The 24,057-nt window shown below is 65.6% G+C and carries 22 protein-coding genes; 13 read left to right on the forward strand and 9 right to left on the reverse strand.

The genetic code is table 11. The features are described 5' to 3' along the window. Window positions 1–31 precede the first annotated feature (31 nt). A complete protein-coding gene (gene trhO, locus AC1ME3_RS15170; RefSeq protein ID WP_480953817.1) occupies window positions 32–997 on the forward strand; it encodes an oxygen-dependent tRNA uridine(34) hydroxylase TrhO in 966 nt (321 codons plus the stop codon). Between the two features lie 137 nt (window positions 998–1,134). Here trhO and AC1ME3_RS15175 read toward each other — a convergent pair whose 3' ends face one another. Genes AC1ME3_RS15175 through AC1ME3_RS15190 form a run of 4 tightly spaced genes read right to left on the reverse strand, consistent with a single transcriptional unit; the run spans window position 1,135 to window position 4,037 of the window. Next, window positions 1,135–1,653: an ankyrin repeat domain-containing protein gene (locus AC1ME3_RS15175; RefSeq protein WP_480953818.1), complete on the reverse strand. Its 519-nt coding sequence runs from the start codon at window positions 1,651–1,653 to the stop codon at window positions 1,135–1,137. Next, complete coding sequence (locus tag AC1ME3_RS15180) at window positions 1,646–2,815, reverse strand: glutathionylspermidine synthase family protein (protein WP_480953819.1); 1,170 nt, start codon at window positions 2,813–2,815, stop codon at window positions 1,646–1,648. Before AC1ME3_RS15180 ends, AC1ME3_RS15175 begins: the two co-directional genes overlap by 8 nt. Continuing rightward, window positions 2,815–3,564 carry a PspA/IM30 family protein gene (locus AC1ME3_RS15185; RefSeq protein WP_056049207.1) on the reverse strand — a complete coding sequence of 250 codons (750 nt, stop codon included), beginning with the start codon at window positions 3,562–3,564 and terminating at the stop codon, window positions 2,815–2,817. The genes AC1ME3_RS15180 and AC1ME3_RS15185 overlap by 1 nt, the downstream gene beginning before the upstream one ends. Window positions 3,565–3,602: 38 nt before the next feature. Beyond that, on the reverse strand, window positions 3,603–4,037 hold the full coding sequence (locus AC1ME3_RS15190) for a YjfI family protein (RefSeq protein WP_480953820.1): 435 nt from the start codon (window positions 4,035–4,037) through the stop codon (window positions 3,603–3,605). Between the two features lie 245 nt (window positions 4,038–4,282). Here AC1ME3_RS15190 and AC1ME3_RS15195 point away from each other — a divergent pair, with 245 nt between their 5' ends. The 3 genes from AC1ME3_RS15195 to AC1ME3_RS15205 are packed head-to-tail and all read left to right on the forward strand — an operon-like array spanning window position 4,283 to window position 5,951. Further along, window positions 4,283–4,924 carry a DUF2491 family protein gene (locus tag AC1ME3_RS15195; protein ID WP_056481639.1) on the forward strand — a complete coding sequence of 214 codons (642 nt, stop codon included), beginning with the start codon at window positions 4,283–4,285 and terminating at the stop codon, window positions 4,922–4,924. 32 nt (window positions 4,925–4,956) lie between these two features. Then, window positions 4,957–5,370: a DUF350 domain-containing protein gene (locus tag AC1ME3_RS15200; RefSeq protein WP_480953821.1), complete on the forward strand. Its 414-nt coding sequence runs from the start codon at window positions 4,957–4,959 to the stop codon at window positions 5,368–5,370. 11 nt (window positions 5,371–5,381) lie between these two features. Further along, on the forward strand, window positions 5,382–5,951 hold the full coding sequence (locus AC1ME3_RS15205) for a DUF1190 domain-containing protein (protein WP_056049223.1): 570 nt from the start codon (window positions 5,382–5,384) through the stop codon (window positions 5,949–5,951). Between the two features lie 30 nt (window positions 5,952–5,981). Here AC1ME3_RS15205 and AC1ME3_RS15210 read toward each other — a convergent pair whose 3' ends face one another. Beyond that, window positions 5,982–6,608, reverse strand: a complete 627-nt coding sequence (locus tag AC1ME3_RS15210) for a glutathione S-transferase family protein (protein ID WP_480953822.1) — start codon at window positions 6,606–6,608, stop codon at window positions 5,982–5,984. A 102-nt stretch (window positions 6,609–6,710) separates the two neighbouring features. Between AC1ME3_RS15210 and AC1ME3_RS15215 the strand changes: the two genes are divergently transcribed. After that, a complete protein-coding gene (locus AC1ME3_RS15215) occupies window positions 6,711–8,126 on the forward strand; it encodes a dihydrolipoyl dehydrogenase (protein ID WP_480953823.1) in 1,416 nt (471 codons plus the stop codon). 144 nt (window positions 8,127–8,270) lie between these two features. Here AC1ME3_RS15215 and AC1ME3_RS15220 read toward each other — a convergent pair whose 3' ends face one another. Then, window positions 8,271–8,471: a hypothetical protein gene (locus AC1ME3_RS15220; RefSeq protein ID WP_480953824.1), complete on the reverse strand. Its 201-nt coding sequence runs from the start codon at window positions 8,469–8,471 to the stop codon at window positions 8,271–8,273. Window positions 8,472–8,581: 110 nt separating this feature from the next. Between AC1ME3_RS15220 and paoA the strand changes: the two genes are divergently transcribed. The 4 genes from paoA (at window position 8,582) to AC1ME3_RS15240 (ending at window position 13,422) form a co-directional block, all read left to right on the forward strand. After that, window positions 8,582–9,226, forward strand: a complete 645-nt coding sequence (paoA, locus tag AC1ME3_RS15225) for an aldehyde dehydrogenase iron-sulfur subunit PaoA (RefSeq protein ID WP_480953825.1) — start codon at window positions 8,582–8,584, stop codon at window positions 9,224–9,226. Then, window positions 9,223–10,173, forward strand: coding sequence for an FAD binding domain-containing protein (locus AC1ME3_RS15230; RefSeq protein WP_480953826.1), 951 nt, complete (start codon window positions 9,223–9,225; stop codon window positions 10,171–10,173). Before paoA ends, AC1ME3_RS15230 begins: the two co-directional genes overlap by 4 nt. A gap of 5 nt (window positions 10,174–10,178) precedes the next feature. After that, window positions 10,179–12,371 (forward strand): aldehyde oxidoreductase molybdenum-binding subunit PaoC, encoded by a 2,193-nt coding sequence (gene paoC / locus AC1ME3_RS15235; protein WP_480953827.1) that lies wholly within the window; start codon window positions 10,179–10,181, stop codon window positions 12,369–12,371. A 91-nt stretch (window positions 12,372–12,462) separates the two neighbouring features. Then, the gene (locus AC1ME3_RS15240; RefSeq protein WP_056059001.1) at window positions 12,463–13,422 is read left to right on the forward strand and encodes an NAD(P)H-dependent flavin oxidoreductase; all 960 of its coding nucleotides are present in this window, start codon (window positions 12,463–12,465) and stop codon (window positions 13,420–13,422) included. 30 nt (window positions 13,423–13,452) lie between these two features. Here the strand turns inward: AC1ME3_RS15240 and poxB are convergent, their stop codons facing one another. Further along, window positions 13,453–15,201 (reverse strand): ubiquinone-dependent pyruvate dehydrogenase, encoded by a 1,749-nt coding sequence (poxB, locus tag AC1ME3_RS15245; protein ID WP_480953828.1) that lies wholly within the window; start codon window positions 15,199–15,201, stop codon window positions 13,453–13,455. A gap of 274 nt (window positions 15,202–15,475) precedes the next feature. On the opposite strand from poxB, the gene AC1ME3_RS15250 reads away from it, so the two are divergent. The 4 genes from AC1ME3_RS15250 (at window position 15,476) to AC1ME3_RS15265 (ending at window position 22,549) form a co-directional block, all read left to right on the forward strand. Then, window positions 15,476–18,001, forward strand: coding sequence for a glycoside hydrolase family 3 protein (locus AC1ME3_RS15250; protein WP_480955847.1), 2,526 nt, complete (start codon window positions 15,476–15,478; stop codon window positions 17,999–18,001). Between the two features lie 358 nt (window positions 18,002–18,359). Next, the gene (locus tag AC1ME3_RS15255; RefSeq protein WP_480953829.1) at window positions 18,360–18,779 is read left to right on the forward strand and encodes a DUF2946 family protein; all 420 of its coding nucleotides are present in this window, start codon (window positions 18,360–18,362) and stop codon (window positions 18,777–18,779) included. A 147-nt stretch (window positions 18,780–18,926) separates the two neighbouring features. Continuing rightward, window positions 18,927–21,152 (forward strand): TonB-dependent receptor, encoded by a 2,226-nt coding sequence (locus AC1ME3_RS15260; protein ID WP_480953830.1) that lies wholly within the window; start codon window positions 18,927–18,929, stop codon window positions 21,150–21,152. Between the two features lie 14 nt (window positions 21,153–21,166). Continuing rightward, a complete protein-coding gene (locus AC1ME3_RS15265; RefSeq protein ID WP_480953831.1) occupies window positions 21,167–22,549 on the forward strand; it encodes a PepSY-associated TM helix domain-containing protein in 1,383 nt (460 codons plus the stop codon). An 8-nt stretch (window positions 22,550–22,557) separates the two neighbouring features. Here AC1ME3_RS15265 and AC1ME3_RS15270 read toward each other — a convergent pair whose 3' ends face one another. Together AC1ME3_RS15270 and bcsD are read right to left on the reverse strand one after the other, a co-directional pair. Next, window positions 22,558–23,619: a family 8 glycosyl hydrolase gene (locus AC1ME3_RS15270; RefSeq protein ID WP_480953832.1), complete on the reverse strand. Its 1,062-nt coding sequence runs from the start codon at window positions 23,617–23,619 to the stop codon at window positions 22,558–22,560. After that, the gene (bcsD, locus tag AC1ME3_RS15275) at window positions 23,609–24,055 is read right to left on the reverse strand and encodes a cellulose biosynthesis protein BcsD (protein ID WP_480953833.1); all 447 of its coding nucleotides are present in this window, start codon (window positions 24,053–24,055) and stop codon (window positions 23,609–23,611) included. Before bcsD ends, AC1ME3_RS15270 begins: the two co-directional genes overlap by 11 nt. Window positions 24,056–24,057 lie beyond the last annotated feature (2 nt).

The raw sequence follows: 24,057 nt of genomic DNA on the forward strand, positions 1-24,057 counted from the left end.
AAGCGCCCCTCCTCCCCTGCACGATGAACCGATGACCGAAACCCTGCCCATCCGCGTCGTGGCGCTGTACCGCTTCACGCCGTTCGCCGATATTGCCGCGATCCAGCCGCCGCTCGCGCTCGCCTGTTGTTCGAACGGCGTGAAGGGGACGCTGCTACTTGCCGCCGAGGGGATCAACGGGACGATCGCCGGGTCCGAAGAGGGGATCGATGCGGTACTCGCGCATATCCGCGCGCTGCCGGGATGCGCCGATCTCGACGTCAAGGAGTCGCGCGCGGAGACGATGCCGTTTCACCGGATGAAGGTTCGGTTGAAGCGCGAGATCGTGACGATGGGCGAGCCTGCGATCGATCCGCTGGAGGGCGTCGGGCATTATGTCGAGCCTAAGGACTGGAACGCGTTGATCGCCCAGCCGGGGACGATCGTGATCGATACGCGCAACGACTATGAGGTCGCGGTGGGCACGTTCGCCGGCGCGGTCGATCCGCAGACGCGGACGTTCCGGGACTTTCCTGCGTGGTTTCGCGAGCACCGCGACGAGTTGGTTGGGAATGGGCCGCCGCCGAAAATCGCGATGTTTTGCACCGGGGGGATACGGTGCGAGAAGTCGACCGCGTTCCTGAAGGCAGAGGGGCTGGACGAGGTGTATCACCTCAAGGGCGGCATTTTGAAGTATCTGGAGACCGTGCCCGAGGCGGAGAGCCTGTGGGAGGGGGAGTGTTTCGTGTTCGATCAGCGGGTTGCGGTCGGACATGGGTTGGCGTTGGGAAGCCACGTGCTGTGCCATGCGTGCCGGATGCCGGTAAGTGTCGCGGATCGGTCGTCGCCGTTATACGTGGAGGGGGTGAGTTGCCCGGCGTGTCATGATGCGCGGGATGAGGCTCAACGGGCAGGCTATGCCGAGCGGGAGCGGCAGATGCGGTTGGCGGAGGCTCGAGGTGAGGCGCATGTCGGGGCGGTGTTGCTGAAGACGCATCGAGCGGACGACACTCCCTAGACGGCCGGTCGACGTCCACCCCGGCGAAGGCCGGGGCCCAATTGGGGGACGGCGCTAACGGAGCGCAGTTTGCCGTTACTGCGCCCTTTCCAATTGGGCCCCGGCCTTCGCCGGGGTGGTGGTGGTGGCGTAGGGGGCTAACCGGTAGTTGCGAAACGGGCGGCCAACATCGCGTTCCCCTGCGACACCGCCAGCGAATGCATGCTATTTCCGGCCGAATCCACGATCGCCGGGTCCGCACCGTGCTCCAGCAACAGGTCGATGATCGCGGTCTTGTTCACAAGCGCCGCCATCATCAGCGCGGTCTGGCCAACGCCATTGCGCCGGTTCACGTCGGCCCCGGCGTCGATCAGGATCTGTGCGATCTCGGTATAGCCCTTGAAGCAGACGCCCATCAGCGCGGTGTTGCCGCGAGCATCTGCTGCGCCATCGACCTGCGCGCCTGCCGCGAGGAGCGCTGCGGTCGCCTCCGCCTGGCCGTTGTAGCTGGCAATCACCAACGGCGTGTAGCCCTTCACATCGGTCACCTCGATATCGACCCCAGCCTGCAACAACGCCGGGATCATCTCGTCGCGCCCCGTCCGTGCGGCATCGAACATCAATTCGATCAGCCGCTCCATCGGCGGCAACGGGGGTAGGTCTCGCACGTCAGTCATCATTCGCCTCGATGATATGCGGCACGAATCGCGCGAGATTGCGCGTGACCACCGTTTCATCTTCCCGAACGCCGATCCCCGCGGCTTCGTTGCCGACCATCCAAGCTCCGATCACCGGATGACGGCCGTCGAATACTGGTGGCGGCGCATAAGCCTGGCGGATCGCACCCTCGGCACCATAGCCTTGGTCGAGCACAGCGTGGCCGCTGTCGCCGATCACCTCGACGTTTGCGCCCTCACGCGAGAACAGCGGCTTACGCACATATTTCGGCCCGAGGATCGTTGCGGCGGGATCGTCGTCGAAGAACGCGGGCAGCAGGTTCGGATGCTCGGGATGGCGCTCCCACAGCAGCGGCAGAATGCCCTTGTTCGATAGGATCGACTTCCACGCGGGCTCGATCCAGCGCACGTCGGCTCGCGACAGGTTCGGCGCGTACGGTTCGCGCAGCATGAACTCCCATGGATACAGCTTGAACGCGGCCTGCACCTCGAAGCCATCGGTATCGATGAAGCGCCCGTCCGCGGCGAGGCCGATATCCTTCATCTCGACGAACTTCGGCTCGATCCCGACTTGGCTCGCCAGATCTTCGAAGAACCGCACGGTCTGGCGGTCCTCGATCGCCGATGCGTCCGCCGCGAAATGGACGAAGCCCCCGCTCGGGAACAGCGCGCGGAACCGCTCGCGCAGCTTGTCGAACAGGCTGTTGAACTGGTCCGTCCCCGCCGGCAGCGCACCGCTGGCGAGCAGGCCCTCGAGCCACATCCACTGGAACGTCGCGCATTCGAACACCGACGTCGGCGTGTCGGCATTATACTCGTAGAGCTTGGCCGGTCCCGTCCCGTCATAGGCGAAATCGAACCGCCCATAGAGCGACGGCTGGCGCGTCCGCCACGTCTCCGCGACATAGTTCCACTGCTCGCGCGGGATCGCGAGGCGTTCCATCAGTTGCTGATCGCGGACCACCTCGTCGACCAGATCGAGACACATCGCATGCAACTGTTCCGCCGCCGGCTCAAGGTCGTCCTCGATCTCCGCGAGCGTGAAGGCATACGCCGCACCCTCGTCCCAATACGGTTCGCCATCCGTGTCGTGATAGACGAACCCGATCGCGTCGGCCCGTTCGCGCCAGTCGCCGCGCGGGTCGACCGCGATCCGGCGCATCAGGAGTCCGACGTCTTGGAGTCGTCGCGCTGCTCGATTTGCAACGTCTGGCCGACCTGCGGCGTCTTCGGCGCGGTCAGGCGCGCGAGCACGTCGTCCGCGGACGACTGGCCGGGGCCAATACCCGCAAGCCGGAGCTTCTCGTCGAGATCGGCGCCGGTGCGGCGGTCTTCCAACTCACCCGCCGCCTTGATCCGCTCGCCGCGGATCGCCTGGCGTTCACGAATACGCGCGAGGCTGTCCGCCGCCGAGCCGAGCTTGTTACCCGCGCCCATGCTGCCCGACGCGACCGAGGCCTGCGCCTTCTGCACCGACTCGTTGACCTTGACGACCTCTACCTCGCGGCGGAGCTGTTCGATCTTCCGATCGGTCTGCGCGACGGCGGTGTGGATCTGCTCCTCGGCGGCGCGCATGTCCTCGACCTGCGGGCTCTTCAGCGCGATGTCCTGCTCGAGGTCCGCGATCCGTTGCGCGACCTGGCGCGCGAGGTCCATGTTGCCCTTCTCGACCGCGATACGCGCGGAGGCCTCGTACTTGGTCGCCTGAGCGCGGAAGCTCTCGACCTCGGTTTCGAGGATGCGGCGACGTGCTACCAGCCCCGCGAGATCATCGCGTGCCTTGCCCTGCGCCTTGTCGGCATCGCGAATTTCCTGGTCGAGGATACGCAGCGCGTTCGCATCGACGACCGCCGCGCCCGCTTCGTGCGCACCGGCGCGACCTAGGGTGAAAAGCTTGCTCCAGATGGCCATGCCAGTCTCTCCGTTTGTATCTAAATCAGGCGGCGATGTCAGACAGCCGGGATCTGCGCGTGGCGCAGGTCGGTGGCCGCATCGATCGCATTCTCGGCAAGCGTGCGCAGCTCGATGATCACGGTATCGAGCCGGCTCGACGTCGCGAGTTCCCCGAACAGCTCGTAATAGTCGCGGCCATCGACCGTACCGATCCCGAAGTTCGACAGCGGCACCAGCTTCTGCGACTTCAGCAGGAAGGTGTTGAACGCCAAAGGATCCTCCTGCTCGTCGCACGGCCACAGCAACGTCGAGCACGCGATCTGCGCCTCGCTGACGTTGACGAACAGTTCGAGGTCGCCGTGGTGGTGCATCGTCACGAGCAGCACCGGATCCGCGCCCTCCAGGATCCGTGCGGAAAACTCGCCGGCTTTCGCGGGCTCGGACGTGTCGAGCGCGGCTTTCAGGCTGCGGACGGTCCAGATGTCGGTCAATGCAAGAACTCCCGTGCTTGTCGCTCGACCGCACACATAGGCTTTTCGCGAGCGCCTGCCACCCTCCCCACTTCCGTCATCCTACTCTTCCTTCCGTCATCCTGACGAAAGTCAGGATCCAGGGTAGCCAAGCGCGGCGTTTACGGCTCTGGGTCCCGACTTTCGTCAGGATGACGGGGATGCGCTTTGCGAGCCCGCCCGCTTTGGCCTAAGAGGCATGCCAACCACAGAGACGCGAGGATTGCATGTTCGATCGCCTGTTCGGCCGCAAGCCAGCGCTTGACGGCAACGCCCTGCCCGTCGTCCGCAACGTCACGCTGGGGCGGACGGTGACGGTCGATCCACTGGCATGGCGCCGGTTCGGCTCGGAACTGCTGTTCCCGTTCGACCGCGATACGCTGGTGATCGTCGCGCAGGGGCTGATCGACCTCAACGAAGGCGGTTTCGTCCACCGGTTCTACACCGACGACGACATCATGTTCCAGGCGGTGTCGAACGACCGCGACGGGCAGGACGTGACGGACGTCACGCTGTTCGCGCCGTGGGACAGCAGCTACCCGTCGTCCGCCGCCGAGCGCCCGGCGTGGAAAAGCCGGCTCAAGGCACGCACCTTCACCGCCGAAGGGCTGCCCGAATACAGCCGCGCATGGTTCGGCCCCGAAGCCAGCGAGCAGGAGCCCGTGACGTTCTGGGAAGAACTGCACGACGACCGCGACGGGATCGTCGATCGTCGCATCTTTCAGACCTGCATGCTGTTCAGCCGCGACCTGCCGGGCGATGACGGGCGCGAATTGCTGCTCGCGATCGACATGGAGACCGAGTCCGGCGACGTCTCGTTCGAGATCATGCTGGGCGTGGCACTGGAACTCGGCGAGTTCAGGGCCTAGCGTCGCGCGCAGACGGCTCCGGGGGAAATGCCATGATCGACCAATACAGCTTCGGCGCCAGCGCGCTCGCCTTCCTGATCGCATTCGTCGCGGCGGGGGCGTTCACGATACTGTTCAAGATCATCTATCAGATGGCGACGCCGTATCACGAGAAATCGTTGATCCGGGAGGGCAATACCGCCGCGGCGATCACGCTGGGCGCGGCGCTGCTCGGCTACGTCCTGCCGCTCGCCTCCGCGCTGACGCATACGGTTTCGCTGGTCGAGTTCGCGGTGTGGGCTTTGCTCGCAGGCGTGATCCAGATCGTCACGTTCTTGGTGGTCCAGCATTTCGTGATGCGCGACTTCAACGACCGGATCGTCCGCGGCGAAATCGCGGCGGCGACCTATATGGGCAGCATCTCGCTGTGCGTCGGCATCCTCAACGCCGCTTGCATGACGAACTGAGGGGCATTGCGATGAAGCGTTCCAGATCGATCGTCCTCACCAGCCTGATCGCAGGATCGGGCATTTCGCTGACCGCGTGCGACGGCGATGTCGGTGGCAAGCCCGTCGAGGCGCAGAGCTATGCGTCGGTACAGGAGTGCCGTGCGGCGGGTGCGTTGTCCGCGGTCCAGTGCGACACTGCGTTCGAGCAGGCCAAAGCCGATGCCGCGAAAACCGCGCCGCGGTTCCAGGATCGACAGACTTGCGAAGAACAATACGGCGCCGCGCAGTGCGAGCCGCGCAACAACGGCAGCGGCGGGAGCTTCTTCACGCCGCTGTTGACCGGCTTCCTCGTCGGGCAGGCGCTCAACGGCGGCTTCGGCAACCGCGGCGCGCCGATGTACCGCGACCGTGACGGCAATTATTACGGTGGCGCGGGCGGCCGGATCAACCGGGACTATGTGACCGGCCGGACCCGCGTGGGCTCCGACGCCTTCACGCCGACCACCGCCAGGGCCCCTGCCCGCGTCCAGTCGCGCAGTTCGGTGATCTCGCGTGGCGGCTTTGGCGGCGGCTTTGGGGGTCGCAGCTTCGGGGGGTAACGCGGCCGTTACCCCCTTGCCGTATCGCGTTTAGCGGCGGGCCGGCATCAGCGGGCCACCAATTTCGGTCGCGGCGATGAACGCCGGACGGGCGCGCAAGCGATCCAGATACGTCGCGACGTCGGGGTGCTCTCTGAGCAATCCTGCGCTCTCGGCGATCGCCAGGATGTAGCACATCTGGATATCAGCCAGCATCAGCTGCTCGCCCATCAGATACGGGCCATCGCCAATCCCCGCGCCGATATAGTCGAGCGTCTTGGTCACTTCGGGGCCGGTGAACTTGGCAAGGCCGTCGGGCAGACCGCCCATCCGCTTGCCGAGCGACGTCATCATGATCGGCAGCGACGCCGAGCTTTCGACATATTGCAGCCACTCGTCGTGCACGGCGGCCGCATCGCTGTCGACCGGCGGCGAGAAGCGGCGGTCACCGTAGCGCTCGTCGATATACGACAGGATCGGCGCGCTCTCGGCGAGTGTCAGTGCGTCGTCGACCAGCACCGGCGCCTTGCCGAGCGGATGGATTGCCTTGAGTTCGGCCGGCGCGCGGAAATTTTCGTCACGCTCGTATTTTACGAGTTCGTATTCGATGCCGAGCTCTTCGAGCAGCCAGAGTACGCGGATCGAGCGCGAGTAGTTCAGGTGGTGGAGCGTTAACATAAGCGTCCTTCGACTAGGAATGTGCTGCACCGCGGAACGGCTGGGCGGCATCGAAGGTTTCGTTGACCGCGGCCCCGGAATTCTCCGGCAACGGAGAGACTTATGACCAAACTGACCTGCGACGTGGCAATCATCGGTGCCGGAACCGCCGGCCTCGCCGCCGAGCGCAGCGCCCGACGCAATGGCGCCAAGACGCTGCTGATCGACGAAGGCTTCGGCGGCACGACCTGCGCTAGCGTGGGATGTATGCCCTCCAAGCTGTTGATCGCGGCCGGTAACGCGATGCACGCGGTCGAGCACGCGTCGGTGTTCGGCGTCGAGGCTTCAGGCAAGGTCGACGGCGTCGCGGTGATGGCGCGGGTCCGTAAGGAGCGCGATGCGTTCGTCGCAGGTGTCGAGACCTCGATCGACAAGCTGCCCGCGGAGGTGAAGATCGAAGCACGCGCGAAATTTGCGGGCGCGACGATCCTGTCGCTGAGCGATGGCCGCGAGGTGCACGCGAAGTCGGTGGTGATCGCGACCGGATCGAGCCCTGCGATCCCCGAGATGTTCGACGCGGTGCGCGACCGCGTGCTGACCAACGAGAGCATCTTCGACCTGAAGGACCTTCCGAAGTCGCTCGGCGTCATCGGCGCGGGCGCGCTGGGCCTGGAACTGGCACAGGCAATGGCGCGGCTCGGCGTCGAGACGATGGTGTTCGACACCGGCGAGACGATCGGCGGGTTGAAGGACTCCCACGTCGCCGAGGCCTATGATGCGATCCTGTCGCGCGAGATGCCGATCCTGCTAGGTGTCGAGTTGACAGTGGAGCCCGACGGCGATGGGGTCGAACTGGCGTGGACCGGTTCGGCGTCCGGCAAGCAGCGCTTCGACTATCTGCTCGTCGCCACCGGGCGGCCGCCGCGGATCAAGGGCATCGGACTGGAAACGACTGGCCTCGCGCTCGATGAGCATGGCATGCCGGACTATGACTGTGAGACGATGCAGTGCGGCAGCGCGCCGATCTTCATCGCCGGCGACGCGGACCATGACCGCGCGGTACTGCACGAGGCATCGGCAGAGGGCATGATCGCGGGGCGGAACGCGGCGAGCTACCCCGAGGTTACGCCGGGTAAGCGTACCGTGCCGTTCGCGATCACCTTCACGCATCCGAACGTCGCGGTCATCGGCAAGATCGCGAAGGATGACGATGCCGACAGCGTGATCGGCACCGCGTCGTATGACGATCAGGGCCGGGCGAAGGTCGAGGCGTGCAATGCCGGGTTGGTCCGCTTCTACGCCGATCGCCGCGACGGGCGCCTGACCGGTGCGACGATGGCGGGGCCCGCGGTCGAGCATAGCGCGCATCTGATCGCGTGGGCGATTCAGAGCGGCTGGACCGCGACCGAAGTGCTCGACCTGCCGATTTACCATCCGACCTTCGAGGAGGGGATGAAGGGTGCGCTTCGTTCGATATGTAGCGAGGTGCATTCGCCGACCCCGCCGGATCGCGACGACGGTTTCACGCCGGGGACGTAATACTCGATTCTCCCCCGCCAGGGGGAGGTGGCGCCGAAGGTGACGGAGGGGGAAAACACGGCGCAGAGGTTTTCTCTTACCTCCCCTTCCGTCTGGCAAGCGCCAGCCACCTCCCCCTGGGGGGGGAGGATCGAAAGGTGAGCGCTACTCTTCCAGATCCAGATACGCGACGACGTCGTTCTCCGTGGCCAGATACAGCCCCGCCTGCACATCCTCTTCCTGCTGCGCTGCGATCGTCAGGGCCTCCCCGAGCGGACCATAGAACAGCGTGGTTGCCGCCCCGCCCTCGCCGCTGTCGTCGAGGTGATACAGCCGCACCGACACGATGGAAGAAACTGTCCGCATTTCAATACCCTATCGCAGATTTCTATGACGTCAAATTCACGGAACCAATTGCGAAGCAGCGCAACTTTGCCCGCTCTCGCCCGTTACGCTAGCAGATACAGGGATTTGATATGCATCAGGATGAAGGTTTTCCGGTGTCGCGCCGTGGTGTGATCGCCGGCGGTGTCGCGTCGGCTACGTTGGCGGCAGCACCTGCGGTACAGGCACAGACGCAGGGTACCGCGCAGTCGGCCCCGCCGACCATGCCCGTAACGCTCAAGGTCAATGGTCGGACGACTAAGATCAACGTGGATACGCGGACCACGCTGCTGGACGCGCTGCGTGAGAATCTGAAGCTCACCGGCACCAAGAAGGGCTGCGATCACGGCCAGTGCGGCGCATGTACGGTGATCGTCGAGGGGCGCCGCATCAACAGCTGCCTGACGCTTGCGGTCATGCACGAAGGCGAAGAGATCACGACGATCGAAGGCCTTGGCACGCCCGAGAAACTGCACGCGATGCAGGCGGCGTTCGTCAAGCATGATGGCTATCAGTGCGGCTATTGCACCCCAGGCCAGATCTGCTCGGCGGTCGCGACGCTCGGCGAGATCAAGGCAGGCATTCCCAGTCACGTGACCGGGGATATTGCGGCACAGCCAACGGTGACCACCGACGAACTGCGCGAGCGGATGAGCGGCAACATTTGCCGCTGCGGTGCCTATGCGAACATCATCGACGCGATCCACGACGTCGCGGGTACGGAGCGCAGCGCATGAAGGCCTTCACCTACGAGCGCGCCACCTCGGCGAAGGAAGCCGCCAGCGCTGCAGTCCGCACGCCAGGCTCGAAGTTCATCGCCGGCGGCACCAACCTGCTCGACCTGATGAAGCTCCAGATCGAGACGCCGCAGCACCTGATCGACGTCAACGGCCTCGGCCTCGACAAGATCACGCCGACCTCGGACGGCGGTATCCGTGTCGGTGCGCTCGTCCGCAACACCGACCTCGCGGCCGATGCGCGCGTGCGGAAGGATTACGGTGTGCTCAGCCGCGCGCTGGTGTCCGGCGCGTCGGGCCAGCTACGCAACAAGGCGACGACCGCAGGCAACCTGCTCCAGCGGACACGGTGCCCGTATTTCTACGACACCACGAAGCCCTGCAACAAGCGCCAGCCCGGCAGCGGCTGCGCGGCGATCGGCGGCTTCAACCGCAACCTGGCCGTGATGGGTACGAGCGACGCGTGTATCGCGACGCACCCAAGCGATATGGCCGTCGCGATGCGCGTACTCGATGCTACGGTCGAGACGGTGAACTCTGCTGGTCAGACGCGCGCAATCCCGATCGCGGATTTCCACCGCCTTCCCGGTGCGACGCCGAACATCGAGACGTCGCTCGCGCCCGGCGAACTGATCACGGCGGTGACGTTGCCCAAGCCGATCGGCGGCACGCACATATATCAGAAGGTGCGCGATCGTGCGTCCTACGCATTCGCGCTGATCTCGGTTGCCGCGGTGATCCAGCCCGGCGGTCGCGGCCGCCTTGCCTTCGGTGGCCTCGCGCACAAGCCATGGCGCGTCGAAGCTGCCGAGGCACAGATGCCGAATGGCGCCAAGGCGACCGCATCGGCAGTCCTCGCCGGCGCCCGCACCACATCACAGAACGCGTTCAAGCTGCCGTTGGTCGAGCGCACCATCGGCGCCGTGTTCGAAGAAGCGAAGGCCTGATCGCTATGAAGTTCGATACCCCCGCCACGGCGAACCCGACCGACCGGATGAAGGTGCTCGGCCAGCCGCTCGACCGCGTCGACGGCAAGCTGAAGACCACCGGCACCGCGCACTACGCCTATGAGCGCAACGATGCTGCGCCGAACGCCGCCTATGGCTACATTGTTGGCTCGGCGATCGCCAAGGGCCGGATCGAGAGCATCGACGACGCCGACGCGAAGGCCGCCCCCGGTGTGCTCGCGGTCGTCACCTACCAAAATGCCGGCAAGCTCGGCAAAGCCAAGAACCACACGGCGCGGATGCTCGCTGGCCCGGACGTCCAGCATTACGACCAGGCCGTTGCCGTCGTCGTCGCCGAGACGTTCGAGCAGGCCCGCGCCGGTGCCAAGCTGCTCCGCGTCAATTACGCGCGGACGGCCGGCCGGTTCGATCTCGCCGCATCGCAATCCTCGGCGACCAAGCCGAAGAGCGGCACGCCCGACACCGCCGTCGGCGACTTCGCCGGTGCGTTCGCCAAGGCACCGGTCAAGCTCGACGAGCGCTACACCACGCCCGACCAGAGCCACATGATGATGGAGCCGCACTCCACCACCGCGGCGTGGAAGGACGGCAAGCTCACGCTCTGGACGTCGAACCAGATGATCAACTGGGCAGTCGGCGACATGAGCGAGACGCTGCTCCTGCCGAAGGAAAGCATCCACGTGATGTCGCCCTATGTGGGTGGCGGGTTTGGTTCGAAGCTGTGGGTCCGCAGCGATGCGGTGATGGCAGCGCTCGGCTCGCGCGCGATCGGCGGACGCCCGGTGAAGCTCGCGCTCACGCGGCCGCAGGTGATGAACAACACGACGCATCGCCCGGCAACGATCCAGCGCCTTCGCATCGGTGCGCAGAAGGACGGCAAGATCACTGCGATCGCGCATGAGAGCTGGTCGGGCGATCTCCCCGGTGGCGGTCCCGAGACCGCGCCGAATGCCACCCGCTTGCTCTACGCTGGTGCGAACCGCATGACCGCGACCCGTCTGGCCGTGCTCGATCTCCCCGAGGGCAACGCGATGCGTGCGCCGGGTGAAGCCGTCGGCCTGCTTGCGCTCGAAGCGGCGATGGACGAACTGGCCGAGAAGCTGAAGATGGATCCGGTCCAGCTGCGCATCATCAATGATACGCAGGTCGACCCGGAAAAGCCGTCGCGCCAGTTTTCGCAGCGTGATCTCGTCGGTTGCCTTAAGACCGGCGCCGAACGCTTCGGCTGGAACAAGCGCAACCCGGTTCCGGGTCAAGTCCGCGACGGCCGCTGGCTGGTCGGCATGGGGATGGCGTCGGCGTTCCGCGACAACGTCACGATGAAGTCGGGCGCGCGCGTCGGGATCGACAAGAAGGGCGTCGTGACCGTCGCCACCGACATGACCGATATCGGCACCGGCAGCTACACGATCATCGCGCAGACCGCGGCCGAGATGATGGGCGTACCGATGGACAAGGTCATCGTCCTGCTCGGCGACAGCAGCTTCCCAGCCTCGTCGGGCTCGGGCGGCCAGTGGGGCGGCAACAGCTCGACTGCGGGCGTCTATGCGGCGTGCATGGCGTTGCGCGAGCGGGTCGCGCAGAAGCTCGGCTTCAACTCGACCGACGTCGTGTTCGAGGACGGCAAGGTAAAGTCGGGCAACCGCAGCGTCTCGCTGTCGGAAGCCGCAGGCGATGCCGGCATCTCTGCCGAGGACTCGATCGAGTTCGGCGACCTGACCAAGACGTACGCCCAGGCCACGTTCGGTGCGCATTTCGTCGAGGTCGGCGTCGATTCGGCGACCGGCGAGATCCGCGTCCGTCGGATGAGCGGCGCGTTCGCCGCGGGCCGTATTCTGAACCCGAAATCGGCGCGCAGCCAGGTGATCGGTGCGATGACGATGGGCGTCGGTGCGGCGCTGATGGAAGATGCGATCGTCGACACGCGGTTCGGCTATTTCGTCAATCACGACCTCGCCGAATATCATGTGCCCGCGCATGCCGACATTCCGATGCAGGACGTGTTCTTCATGGACGAGCTCGACGAGAAATCCTCGCCGATGAAGGCCAAGGGCATCGGCGAACTCGGTCTGTGCGGTGTCGGCGCAGCGATCGCCAACGCGGTCTACAACGCATGCGGCGTCCGAATCCGCGAATACCCGCTGACGCTCGACAAGGTCATCGGCAAGATGGCCTGATACCCCGCCCTTCGCCCGGCCGCCTCAGCAGCCTGGGTGGAGGGCAAAACCGGCTCTGGCGCGCGCGAATAGGTTGCGCTAGAAAACTGGCATGACCGTACCCGCCATTCTAAAAAACCTGCGCCTGCCAGTCATCGGCTCGCCGCTGTTCATCATTTCCGGCCCCGATCTGGTGATCGCGCAGTGCAAGGCGGGCATCGTCGGATCGTTCCCCGCGCTCAACGCGCGCCCGCAGGCGATGCTCGACGAGTGGCTGCACCGGATCACCGAGGAACTCAGCGCGCATAACCGCGCCAATCCCGACCGCCCGGCAGCCCCCTTCGCGGTCAACCAGATCGTCCACAAATCCAACGATCGGCTCGAAAGCGACCTCGCGACGTGCGCGAAGTGGCAGGTGCCGATCGTCATCACCTCGCTCGGCGCGCGCGAAGACCTCAACACCGCGGTGCATGGCTGGGGCGGCATCACGCTCCACGACGTGATCGACGACCGGTTTGCGCGGAAGGCGATCGAAAAGGGCGCCGACGGCCTGATCGCAGTCGCGGCCGGCGCAGGCGGCCATGCGGGTCGGCTGTCCCCGTTCGCGATCATCCAGGAAATCCGCCAGTGGTTTGACGGTCCGCTCGCGCTATCGGGCTCGATCGCGACCGGCGACGCCGTCCTCGCCGCGCAGGCGATGGGCGCGGACTTCGGCTATATCGGCTCGCCGTTCATCGCGACGACCGAGGCGAACGCGGATCAGGCGTACAAGGACGGCATCGTCGCCGGCAAGGCGTCCGACATCATCTATTCCAACCTCTTCACCGGCGTGCACGGCAATTACCTGCGCGCGTCGATCCAGGCGGCGGGGATGGACCCGGACAACCTCCCCGAGGGCGACCTCAAGACGATGGACTTCGGTGGCGGCAACGGCTCCAAGCCCAAGGCGTGGAAAGATATCTGGGGATCGGGCCAGGGTATCGGCGCAGTCACCGAAGTCGAAAGCGTTGCGGACCGCGTCGATCGTCTCGAACGCGAGTACCGCGCGGCGCGGGCCCGTCTTTCGCTCTGACGGACCCGGCACCGATTGATCTCGGCTCGCTCAGAACAGACGTTTGAGCAAGCCGACATTGGTCTTGCCCAGTTCGACCACCTCGTCGCCCCGGCCGCTGATGATCGCCTTTGCCATATAGAGCGTGAAGCCCTTCATCTGCTCCAGCGTGATCTTGGGCGGCATCGACAGTTCGGTGCGCGCGGTGACGGCGTCGAGTAGCGCCGGGCCCGGATGCGCGAGCACCTCCTGGATGCCGGCCTCGACATCACCCGGATCGGTAACGCGCACGCCGTAGATCCCGATCGCTCGCGCCATCGCCGCAAAGTCGGGGTTGTCGAGCGCGACGCCGGTCTCGACCAAGCCCGCAGCCTTCATTTCCATCTCGACGAACCCGAGCGTGCCGTTGTTGAAGACGATGATCTTCACCGGCAGACCGAGTTGGCGCACCGTCAGCAACTCGCCCATCAGCATCGCCAGCCCGCCATCGCCCGACAACGTCACGACCTGACGCGTCGGGTATGCCGACTGTACGCCGATCGCCTGCGGCAGCGCGTTCGCCATCGATCCGTGGTTGAACGATCCGATCAACCGCCGCCGACCGTTCATTGTCAGGTAGCGCGCAGCCCACACGGTCGGCGTGCCGACGTCGCAGGCGAAGACCGCATCGTCCGCCGCCTGCTCGCTGAGGACGCGGGCGACATGCTGCGGATGGATTACACCGCTGCCGGGCGTTCCGTCGGCAAGATCGTCCAGCCCCTTGCGGGACTCGGCGTAATTCTCGATCGCGGACTTGAGGAAGCTGCCGTCGCGTCCGGTCTTCACTCGCGGAATCAAGGCCGCAAGAGTAGCGCCGACATCGCCGACCAGCCCGATATCGATCGCCGTCCGCCGACCGAGGTTTTCCGGGATCAAATCGATCTGCGCGACCTTCGCCTTCTCCGGATAGAATTGCCGATATGGGAAATCCGTGCCGAGCATCAGCAGCACGTCGCACGCCATCATCGCGTCGTAGCCGCTCGCAAAGCCGATCAGCCCGGTCATGCCGACGTCATAGGGGTTATCGTATTCGACAAACTCCTTCCCGCCCAGCGCGTGGACGATCGGCGCCTGCAAGACCCCCGCGAGCGTGACGAGCTCGGCATGCGCGGTGCGGCACCCCCGCCCCGCCAGGATCGTCACCTTCTGCGCGCCGTTCAACAGCGCGGCGAGTTCGGCGATGTCCGCCTCCGCGGGTATCGTCACCGAAGGCGGCGGCAGGAGTGCGCCCTTCGACCGTGCCAGCGTACCCGTCGTCGACCGCAGTGCTACGTCGCCCGGCATCGCGACGACCGAAACACCGCGATGCCCGACCGCCGCCCGGATCGCCGTCTCCAGCGTCCGCGGCATCTGGTCGGCATCGGAGATCGTCTCGCAATAGACGCTGCATTCGCGGAACAGCGCTTCCGGGCGCGTCTCTTGGAAATAGTTCGAGCCGACCTCGCCGCTCGGCACCTGCGCCGCAATCGCCAGCACCGGCACGCGCGTCCGGTTGCAGTCGTAGAGCCCGTTGATCAGGTGCATGTTGCCGGGGCCGCAGGATCCGGCGCATACCGCGAGCTTGCCCGTCAGTTGCGCCTCCGCACCCGCCGCAAACGCCGCAGCCTCCTCGTTGCGAACGTGGATCCACTCGATCTTGCCCTGTCGCCGCAAGCTGTCGGTCAAGCCGTTCAAGCTGTCGCCAACGACACCGTAGATCCGCTCGACGCCCGCCAGGTGCAGCGTCTCGGCAAACAGGTCGGCGATGATGGTCTTGGACATGAGCAACTCCTCGCAGTGACGCCCGCCTCAATCGGCCGGCGAGGCAACACGGCACAAACGCGTTCTGAAGCGATCGGGATGCAAATTATGCAGGTGACGCGAAGCCTGCTCGCGTAAAATCGTTCTCCAGATATAAAATCGACGCGTCTGCTGCCGCTGGTGCCTCTGCGACCCCGCGCGAAAACAACCAAATGATTTGCGCGACCGCGCCGTCACCCGGTAGCGAGTGGTCGAGAACACGGATCGCATCAGCGTACCGACTGGGGAGAGTATGATGTCGGCAAGTTTTTCCACCCTCATGACCGCACTCATGCTGCAATCGGCGATAACGCCCGTAACCGCGCCGCCGCCCCCTTCCGCCGTCGCGGATCTAGAGATCTGGCCGACCGCCAACGCCCGTCCTGCGCGCGATCCGAAAGTCGAGGCGCGCGTCGATGCGATCATGAAGCGCATGACCGTCGCGGACAAGATCGGCCAGCTCATCCAGGTCGACATCGCCAGCATCACGCCTTCCGACCTGCGCACCTACAAGCTCGGCTCGATCCTGAACGGCGGCAATTCAGGGCCCGGCGGCAACGACCTCGCAGCCCCGGTCGAATGGCTTAAACTCGCCGACGAGTTCTACGACGCGTCGATGGCGCGCAGCGACGGCCGCCCCGCGATCCCCGTGATCTGGGGCACTGACGCGGTCCACGGTAACAACAACATCCCTGGTGCCACCCTCTTCCCGCACAACATCGGGCTCGGCGCGGCGCGCGACCGCGACCTGATGCGCGAGATCGGCCACGTCACCGCGATCGAGACCGCCGCCGCCGGCATCGACTGGACCTTCGCGCCGACGCTCGCCGTCGTCCGCGACGATCGTTGGGGCCGCACGTATGAGAGCTACTCCGAGGAACCGACGATCCAGGCCGATTACGCCGGCGCGGTGATCGAAGGCGTCCAGGGCAAGGTCGGCACCAAGGAGTTCCTCGCCCCCGACCACGTCATCGCGACCACCAAGCATTTCCTCGGCGACGGCGGCACCGGCGGACGCGACCAGGGCGACGCGCGCATTTCCGAGACTACGCTGCGCGACATCCATCTCGGCGGCTACCCCGCGGCGATCGAGGCCGGTACGCAGTCCGTAATGGCCAGCTTCTCGAGCTGGAACGGCGCCAAGATGCACGGCAACAAGAGCCTGCTGACCGGCGTGCTCAAGGACCGCCTGCATTTCGACGGCTTTGTAGTTGGCGACTGGAATGGCCACGGCCAGGTCGAGGGTTGCTCGAACGAGAGTTGCGCCGCGGCGATCAACGCCGGCCTCGACATGTTCATGTATTCGGGCACCGGCTGGAAGACGCTTTACGACAACACGCTGAAGCAGGCGCAGTCCGGAGAGATCCCCGCCGCACGCCTCGACGACGCGGTCCGCCGCATTCTCCGCGTGAAGATCCGCGCTGGCACGTTCGATCGCGGTCGCCCGTCATCGCGCGCACTTGCCGGCAAGATGAACCTCATTGGCGCCGCAGACCACCGCGCGATCGCCCGCCGCGCCGCGCGTGAATCGATGGTGCTGCTCAAGAACGAAGGCGGACTGCTCCCGCTGAAGCCCTCCGCCAACATACTCGTCGCGGGCGCCGGCGCGGACAACATCCCGCAACAGGCCGGCGGCTGGTCGCTAACATGGCAGGGCACCGGCACCACCAACGCCAATTTCTCCAACGCCGAGACGATCTGGTCGGGGATCAACACCGCGGTCAAGGACGCCGGCGGCACCGCGACGCTATCGGCCGACGGCAGCTTCGCGAAGAAGCCCGACGCGGCAATCGTCGTGTTCGGCGAACAGCCCTATGCCGAGTTCAAGGGCGACCGCCCCAACCTCGAATACAGCGCCGAGGACAAGTCCGACCTTGAACTCCTGCGCAAGCTGAAGGCGGCAGGGGTGCCAGTCGTCGCGGTATTCCTGTCGGGGCGCCCGCTCTGGGTGAATGCCGAGTTGAACGCCTCCGATGCGTTCGTTGCGGCGTTCCTGCCGGGCAGCGAAGGCGGCGGCGTTGCTGACGTGTTGTTCCGCAAGAAGGACGGCAGTGTCGCCAACGACTTCCGCGGCAAGCTCAGTTTCTCCTGGCCGAAGGGCCCCGACCAGTATGTCCTGAACCGCTCCGACTCCGGCTACGATCCGTTGTTCGCATTCGGCTACGGCCTGAGCTACGCCAAGCCGGGCAGCGTCCCGAAGCTCGACGAAAACCGCCCCGCCGGCATGGCTGCAGCATCGAACGGCACGATCTTCGGCAAGGGCCGCGTTCCCGAGGGCTGGTCGTTGACGCTGGTCGAGCCGGGCCAGTCGAAGGTGCGCATGGTCGGCGTCAACGCGACGACCGCGACCAAGCGTCTGACTGCCTCCGCCGTCGACCGCCGCCGTCAGGAGGACGCGCGCGCGTTCGTGTGGACCGGCGGCCCCGCCCAAACGCGGGTCGAGGCGTCGGGTCCGCTCGACCTGACACGCGAGAGCAACGGCGAACTTAGTCTGGTCGTCGACGTCCGCGTCGATCGCGCCGGCACCGCACCGGTCGGTCTCGGCATGGTCAGCAACGACGGCAAGGCGGTCACCGTCCCGATCACCAAAACGCTCGCAACCGGCAAGCCGGGCGACTGGCAGCAGGTCATCGTCCCGCTGCAATGCTTCGCCAAACGCGGCATCGACATGGCGCAGGTCACCGCTCCCTTCGTGATCGCGACCGACGGCAAGCTCGGCGTGTCTATCTCCGACGTGAAGATCGACTCCGCCCCCGTCCCGATGACGAAGTGCGGCGACTGAGGCCGTTGGCGAATTCGACGACGGGATGCCCCCCGTCGTCGAACGAGCGATCGGTTGGGAACAATTGTCAGGCTCGACGCGCTCCGACGGCGCATAGGCGCATAGGCGCATAGGCGCATAGGCGCATAGGCGCAGTCAGCCGCCAGCGCGCAGCCAACTGGTGGCACTCAAGGCGTAACGCGACGACCGTTCGCCTTCCGTATCGCTCTACGTTTGGCATTCTCTAGCTCGTGTCAGTAGCGACGGCTGTTGGTGGCATGTCGCTTGCAGCGAAGCATCCGGTACGCGGCGATCCTTCCGTGCTGCGAGACGTTTCGCCCACGTGACACGCTCTTGGACAGCGCGTAGACCCTACGTCGTGGCCACGCTCCGTCGTCTTCTGCTGGATCATCGCGCGCTGGCGGGGTGGGTGTTTGCCTGTGCGCTGGTGATGAAGGTCCTGGTGCCAGCTGGTTTCATGCCGGTCGTCTCCGCGGGGCGCGTGACGATCGAGATCTGTGCGGGCACTGCACCTGCGCCGATGACGATGGCAACGACGATGTCGATGCCCGCCATGGCGCATCATTCGGGCAAGTCCGATCATCAGGAGCGGGAGATGCCCTGCGCCTTTTCCGGCCTGACCGCGCCGTCGCTGGCGGCGGTCGATCCGGTGCTGCTGGCGATCGCCATCGCGTTCATCGTCGGTATCGTCCGCCACGTGAGAACCGCGGTACCGATCGCCGCGCAAGCCTATCTTCGGCCACCGTTGAGAGGCCCCCCGCCCTTCCCCGCCGCGTGATCCGTTGGTCTTCGGACCGCGCGCGATCACGATGCTTCGGCTGGTCCACCACGTCGGCGGACCGGTTTCGACACGCGCGGCAAGTCCGCGGGGATGACGGTATCCGATCCGCACCTTGATGTGCGGACGGGTCCAGCAGGGATTCACATGTTCAAAACCATAGCCTTCGCGTCGGCATCGATCGTCGCGTTCTCGGGGCCCGCCCATGCGTCTGACAAGGAGGACGCGATCGACAAGAAGGCCGAGATCGTCGTCACCGGCCAGCGCGACCAGCTGAAGCTGGATCGCAAGTCGGATACCGGCAGTCGCCTAGGCCTGTCGGTGCGCGAGACGCCCGCGACCGTCGAGACGCTGACGCAGGCGGACATGCAGGTGCAGGGGCTGCGCACCGCACGCGAGGCCTTCAACAGCGTCGTCGGCGCGATCGCGGGCAACGTCCCCGGCAACCCCGCGGTCGTGACGTTGCGCGGATTTTCAGGCGGCGCCGTCTCGATCCTGCAGGACGGTGTCCGTATCTCCACCTCGACCGTGGTCCAGCGCGATACCAACGTGTGGCATTTCGACCGGATCGAAGTGATCAAGGGGCCAGCCTCGGTGCTCTACGGCGAAGGCGCGCTCGCCGGCGTCATCAACAAGGTCACGCGCAAGCCGACGTTCGACGGGGACCATCTCGATGGATTGCTGAGCGTCGGCAGCTTTGCCACGGTGACCGCGGCCAGCGGTGTAAACCTGAAACTGTCGGACACCGTCGCGATCCGCGCGGACGCTAGCTACATGCATTCCGACAGCCTGTACGACGTCGACGATAATGCGACGCGCTCGGTCGGACTGACGGGCAGCATCCTGTTCAAGCCGTCGACCGACCTGAGCCTGCTCTTCGCCGTCGACCATTACGAGGACCGCTACGACAGCAGCTATCAGGGGCTGCCGTTCGTCTCCGCCGCCGTCGCACGCGATCCGAGCGACGCGCTGCGGAGCGGTAACGGCATGGTACTCGACAAGGCACTGCGCCATCGCAATTACAATCCGTACGGTGCCTATTCCGGCGCACGTGACACGACGCTGCGGTCGCGGATCGATTATGCGATCGGCGGCGGCTGGTCGGTCGCGAACGACTTCACCTGGTATCACGCCAAGCGCGACTTCGTGCTGAGTGGCGATCAGAACTTCACCGCCCCCACCGCCGCCTTCCCCAATGGCAGCTTTGCGCGGTCGGTCCAGCGGATCTACCACGACCACAAGTTCTGGAACGAGCGGCTCGTGATCGCCAACGACAGCGTGATTGCAGGACTGCGCAACCGGTTCAGCCTGGGCGGCGAATATAACGACACGAACTTCGTCAACCCGCGCCAGCAAAGTCCGGTGGGTGGCAATGCCGCCGTGCGGATCGCGAACGTCGATCCGTTTGCGCCGATCGTTGGCGTCTTCCCGGCCAGCGATGCCGCCTATTCGACGACCAACGTCGTCTATGACTCGAAGCTCAAGACGGCGTCGGTGTTCGCCGAGGATGCGCTGAACCTGACTCCGGGCTGGCTGCTGGTCGGCGGCGCGCGCTACGATCACATCGACCTGACCCGCGTCATCACCAACCTCAATGCGAACGGCGCGGTGACGCGGGGCGCGCCGACCTATGATCCGTTCTCGTGGCGGATCGGCACCACCTACGACCTTACGCCGGGTATCACCTTGTACGGCCAATATACGACCGCGGTCACACCGGTATCTTCCATCCTGCTCCAGTCGATCGTCAACACGACGTACAAGCTAACCAAGGGGCGCTCGTACGAAGTCGGTTTCAAGGCCTCCGCGTTCGCCAAGCGGGTGACGATGACCGGCGCCGCATACCGGATCGAGCAGACCAACATCCTCACGCGTGATCCGAACAATCCGCAGCAAGCCATTCAAGGCGGCGAGCAATCGTCGCAAGGGGTCGAGCTGAACATCGGCGCCACGGTGACCGACGCGCTCTCGCTATCGGCGGGTGCCGCCTATACCGACGCGCAGTATGATCAACTGAGCGAACTGATCGCCGGCGCCCGCATCGACCGCGCCGGCAACCGACCGATCAACACGCCCTCCACCACCGTCAGCGGCTCGGCGCTCTACACGATCAAGGCTATCCCGGTGACGCTCGGCGGGTTCGTCCGGCACGTATCCGGCTTCTACACCGACACCGCCAACAGCTATTTCGTCCGCGGGCATACGACCATCGATGCGTCGATCAGCTATCAGGTCGCACCGCAAGCCTCGGTATCGGTCCGCGGCCGCAACCTGACCGACGCGTTCTACGGCGAGTATTCGGGCTACCCGTCGACCAACGTCTATATCGGCGCGCCACGCAGCGTCGAAATCGCGCTTTCCACGCATTTCTGAGCAGGGGTATCCAAATGGCATTCACCGGTTCGGTCGATCCGAAAGCATACCGCGCACTGTGGCGCTGGCATTTCTATGCCGGCCTCATCGTCGCGCCCTTCCTGCTGATCCTGGCGGTCACGGGCTCGATCTATCTGTTCAACGACGAGATCGACGATGCGCTGTATCCGGCGCAGCGCTTCGTCGCGGTCCATGCAACGCAGATGCCGCCGTCGCGGATGATCGATGCCGCGCTAAAGGCGCATCCGGGAGCAGCGACCCGGATCGACCTGGCGGGCGCGCCCAATCGCTCGGCGGTCGTCTTCGTCACCCCCGATCACGGCGAGCCGCTCCGCGTGGCCGTCGATCCGGGGACGGGGCGCGTGCTCGGCTCGACGATCTATACCCGCACGCTGGTAGGGTTCGCCGACGAGATGCACGGATCGCTGACGCTCGGCACGGTCGGCGATCGGATCGTCGAGCTTGCCGCCTGCTGGGCGCTCGTCCTGATCGTCACCGGACTGTATCTGTGGTGGCCGCGCGGTCGCGGTGGCTTCGGCGGTATCCTCTATCCCAGGTTGAGCGCGAGGGGACGCCTGTTCTGGCGCGACCTGCACGCGGTGATCGGCGTCTGGTCCGTCGCGTTCATCGCGTTCCTGCTGCTAACCGGCCTCCCCTGGGCGGGGATCCAGGGCGACCTGCTCAACCGCGGCACGGCGGCGCTCGGCATCGGCTACCCGGCATCGAACCGCACGCATAATGCGCCGGCGAGCGTGCCGATGAAGATCGCACTCGGCGAAGCACCGTGGACGATGGAACTCGCGCCCATGCCAACATCGACGGCATCCTCCGAACATGCCGGTCATGCCGGCCACGAGATGACCATGGCCGTCCGCGACGATGCAGCGGTGGCCGGGATCGACCGGATCGCAACCTCAGTGACGCGCGATCATCACGTCGCGGGCGCGTATCGCCTGTTCCTGCCGAGCGGGCCGACCGGCGTCTATACGGCCTACACCTATCCCGACCGGCCGCAGGGGCAGCGTACGCTGTATTTCGATCGCTGGACCGGCGGCTTGATCCGCGAGGTCGGCTACCCCGATTACGGCTGGGCAGCGAAGGCGATCGAGCTCGGCGTCCAGCTGCACATGGGGAATTACTTCGGGCTGGCGAACCAGCTCGTGATGCTGACGACCTGCCTCGCGATCGTGCTGCTCGTGATCAGCGGTGTCGTGATGTGGTGGAAACGTCGCCCTAAGGGCCGTCTTGCCGCGCCAGTGCGCGTCTCCCCGACGAGGATCAAGGGCGCCATCGCCATCCTGATTCTCGCCGGAATACTATTCCCGATCCTCGGAATGTCGGTGATCGTGATCTTTCTGATCGACCGGCTGGTCCTGCTCGCTGCCATGAAGCGGTAGCCGGAGGATCAGGGGAACGCCGCGGCGAGGCATTGCAGCGCTGCGGCGTAATAGTCGGTGGCGAGCGTATCGGGGGGGTGCGTGCCGAGCGTGCGGCTCACCACCGCGCGACCGCCGGCGGACAGGGGGTATTCGGCGACCTGCCCCGATACCACGTCTGTCCAGGCAGGGATGCGGTCCGTGGGCATCGATCGCCACCAGAATCGGATCGGCTCGACCAGTGCACTGCGGCCAGACACGCTGGCGAACAGCGGGACGCGGATGGCGTCGAAGCCGAACCGTGGCGGCTTGTCGGCGGCGGGTGCGACCGCGCCGGTATTCGAGACGTCGATCCAGTCGGTCGGCAGGCGGTGTGCGCCGAACCGTGCGGCAGCAATCAAGGCCTCGCCGTCGGTGATGACCCGCCGCCAGACCGCCGCGTTACCGGTCTTCGCAAACAGGTCTAGCGCGGGCCAGACGTAATAGCAGGGGTTGATCGTCGTTCGTGCCGCCGTCGAAAACCCGTCCAGGCCCGGCAATAACAGCATCCGCCCGCCGACCGTCTTGACGAGGCGGGTGGCGATCGCATCGACGATCGTCCGCGACCGGGCCGCATACCGGGGCTCGCGCCACCGGTTCGCCGCCTTTGCGAGAGCGTAGGCGATGAGCAGGTCACCATCGGTCGCGTTGTTGCGATCAGCTACGGGATTAGCGGCGCGCGGATCGTAGCGCCAGACGTAGAGCGCGACGTCCGGCCGAGTGAGTTTGGCTTCGGTCCAGGCGAGAATCTTGTCGAACGCCACGCGATCACCCGCTGCCTGGGATAGCAACAGGCCATAGCTCTGGCCTTCGCTGTGGCTGACGCCGCCATTGCCGTTATCGACGATCCGCCCATCGTCGGCCATGAACCGCTGTTTGAAGCTTGCCCAGTTCACGCCGTTTGCCGCGCCGGTTGCTGGCAAGGTCGGGGGTTCGATTGCCGCGCTGTTCTCGGTGGCGAGTGCCCTGTCGTCCGGTGCCCGTGCCTTGCTGCATCCGGCGATAGCCAGACCGGCCATTCCCGCCATGACGTGTCGACGATCAACGTCCATGCTTCAATCGTGCCTCCGTATCGCTCCACCACAGGGTGCGTGTCGTTAGATCGGCACCGCTGCCGAGCGTATGAAGCCAAGCGTCATACGCCCCCTCCAGCAACGGTCGCAGCGTCTGTTCGGTTGCACTGCCGAGGATCGGCGCCAGCCGCCGGGCAAAACCGGTATGCGTGATCAGCAGGCCGTCCTCGGCCAGTTCGAACCGCACTTCGCCGCAATCATGCTCGCGCCACAACCGGTTGATCGAGGCGGCGAGCGCACCGATATCTTGCGCGTCGCCGACCGGATGCGCGCCTGCGATCCGTGCGCCGACCGCGCGAAAGAACGCGCGTCGCTGCGCGGTGGTGGCGCCGCCCCCGACTTCGGCGACGATGCTGCCCAGCAACAGGGAGGCGGCAGTGGTCTCGGTCGCATTGTCGGTGGACCATTCACTCATCG

This window comes from Sphingomonas sp. BL2 (assembly GCF_056680015.1).